2 protein-coding genes are annotated in these 2,464 nt (G+C 74.1%); one reads left to right on the forward strand and one right to left on the reverse strand.

Annotated elements, in window-relative coordinates; translation table 11 throughout:
• Positions 1 to 1,263: heavy metal translocating P-type ATPase (locus ACN6LM_RS37890; protein WP_445069966.1), on the reverse strand; the 1,263-nt coding region annotated here is incomplete at its 3' end.
• Between the two features lie 259 nt (positions 1,264 to 1,522).
• Between ACN6LM_RS37890 and ACN6LM_RS37895 the strand changes: the two genes are divergently transcribed.
• Positions 1,523 to 2,212, forward strand: a complete 690-nt coding sequence (locus tag ACN6LM_RS37895; protein WP_445069967.1) for a copper homeostasis protein CutC — start codon at positions 1,523 to 1,525, stop codon at positions 2,210 to 2,212.
• Positions 2,213 to 2,464: the final 252 nt, after the last annotated feature.

Consider the following 2,464-nt stretch of genomic DNA (forward strand, 5'->3'; position numbering starts at 1 on the left):
GCGCCCTGTGCCGACCATCAGCGCGGTCGGTGTGGCGAGGCCCAGGGCGCACGGGCAGGCGATGATCAGGACCGCCACCGCCGCCGTGAACGCGGCCGTGAGCCCCGCGCCGTCCGCCAGCCAGAAGCCCAGGGTGCCGAGCGCGAGCGCGATGACCACGGGGACGAACACCGCCGAGATCCGGTCCGCCAGGCGCTGCGCCGCCGCCTTGCCGTTCTGCGCGTCCTCGACCAGTTTCGCCATCCGGGCCAGCTGGGTGTCCGCGCCGACGCGGGTCGCCTCGACCACGAGACGGCCGCCCGCGTTGAGCGTCGCGCCGGTCACCGTGTCGCCGGTGGAGACCTCCACGGGGACGGACTCGCCGGTGAGCATGGACGCGTCCACCGCCGAGGAGCCCTCGACCACGGTGCCGTCCGTGGCGATCTTCTCGCCCGGCCGGACCAGGAAGCGGTCGCCGACGTGGAGGTCCGCCGTGTCCACGGTCACCTCGCGGCCGTCGCGCAGGACCGTGACCTCCTTGGCGCCCAGTTCGAGGAGGGCCTTCAGCGCGGCGCCCGCCTTCCGCTTCGACCGGGCCTCGAAGTAGCGCCCGGCGAGGATGAACGCGGTGACGCCGGCCGCCGCCTCCAGATAGATGTTTCCCGCGCCGTCGCTGCGGCCGATGGTCAGCTCGAACGGGTGCGTCATGCCGGTCATCCCGGCGGTGCCGAAGAACAGCGCCCACAGGGACCACAGGAACGCGGCCGAGGTGCCGAGGGAGATGAGCGTGTCCATCGTCGCCGCGCCGTGCCGGGCGTTGGTCCACGCGGCCCGGTGGAACGGCCAGCCCGCGTACGTGACGACGGGCGCGGTGAGGGTGAGGGCGAGCCACTGCCAGTTGTCGAACTGGAGCGCCGGGACCATCGACATCGCGATCACCGGCACCGCGAGGAGCACGGCCGTGATCAGCCGCTGCCGCAGGGTGTCCGCCTCCCGCGGGGCGGGTACGGCCTCGTCTTCCGCGGTACGCGCCGGGGGCGCGGGTTCGTGCGCGGTGTAGCCGGTCTTCTCGACCGTGGCGATGAGGTCCTGTACGGAGACGGCGGCGCCGTCGTAGGTCACGTGGGCCTTCTCCGTGGCGTAGTTGACGCCGGCCGTCACGCCGTCCATCCGGTTGAGCTTCTTCTCGATACGCGCCGCGCAGGAGGCGCAGGTCATGCCCCCGATGGCCAGCTCGACCTCGGCCTCTGCGGTGTGCGCGGTGTGCGCGGTGTGCGCTGACACGGGGGCCTCCTCGTGGTCCCGGGTACCCGTCCTAAGTACCCCCAGGGGGTATCTCTCTTCGGTCATGTATACCCCCACCCCCTATCTCGAAGCAAGGGTGATCCTCGGTGGGGGCGCGGGGCGCGCCGGTCGGTCGCCCGGCCTCCGTCGGGCCTCGCGTATCTTCACGTTCACGGTGGGGGCTGCGCCCTCGGCCTACCGCCCCGTAGGCTGGCCATTGGACTAGACCTATTGCTGCTTCCTGGAGGATTGGGTTCCCATGAGCAACCGTGCAGTCCTGGAGGTGATCGCTCTCGACGCGGAGGACGCGGTCGCCGCCCAGGCGGGTGGTGCGGACCGGCTTGAGCTGGTCACCGACATGGCGGCGGACGGCCTCACCCCGTCCTGTGCGACCTTCGCGGCGATCCGCGCCGCGGTGGACATTCCGCTGCGGGTGATGCTCAGGGTCGCCGACGGCTTCGCGGCCGGTGACATCGAGATACTCGTACGCAAGGCGCGCGAGCTGCGGGCCGAGGGGGCGGACGAGTTCGTGCTCGGCTTCCTGGACGCGGACGGGAGCCCGGACCTGGTCGCGGTCGAGCGGCTCGTCGCCGTGCTGGACGGCTGCCGGTGGACGTTCCACCGGGCGATCGACCGGGCGGGTGACCGGGACGCGCTGCGCAAGGCGCTCGCGGATCTGCCGGGTCTTGACACGTATCTGACGGCCGGGGCGGCGGCCGGGGTGGATGCGGGGATACCCACGTTGGTGGCCGAGGCGGGGCGGGCGGGCGAGCCGGGGTACGAGCCGCGGATTCTTGTGGGGGGCGGGTTGCGGCTGGAGCACCTGCCGGCGCTCCTGGACGCGGGGATCGACGCCGTCCACATCGGGGGCGCGGCGCGGCCGGGGGGCTGGGCCGGGCCGGTGGACGCGGATGCGGTGCGGGAGTGGCGCGCGGTGCTGGACGCGTAGCCCCTCGGGGTGGAGGGCCTGCCGCGCCCCGTCGCGCGCCGTGGTCTCGGGGGCGCTGTCCCCGTGCTGCTGTCCCCGTGCCGCTGCTCCTCAGGCGCCGGACGGGCTGGGGTGGGGGGTGTGGTTTTGCCGTCTGCGAGTCGCGCTGTGGTTTGGGGGGGGGGGGGGGGGGGGGGGGGGGGGGGGGGGGGGGGGGGGGGGGGGGGGGGGGGGGGGGGGGGGGGGGGGGGGGGGGGGGGGGGGGGGGGGGGG

The sequence above is a fragment of the Streptomyces sp. SAS_281 genome (genome assembly GCF_052542855.1).

What these genes read in the sequence shown, in the direction of transcription:
- ACN6LM_RS37895 (WP_445069967.1), top strand. Translation starts at nt 1,523, where the DNA reads ATGAGCAACCGTGCAGTCCTGGAGGTGATCGCTCTCGACGCGGAGGAC.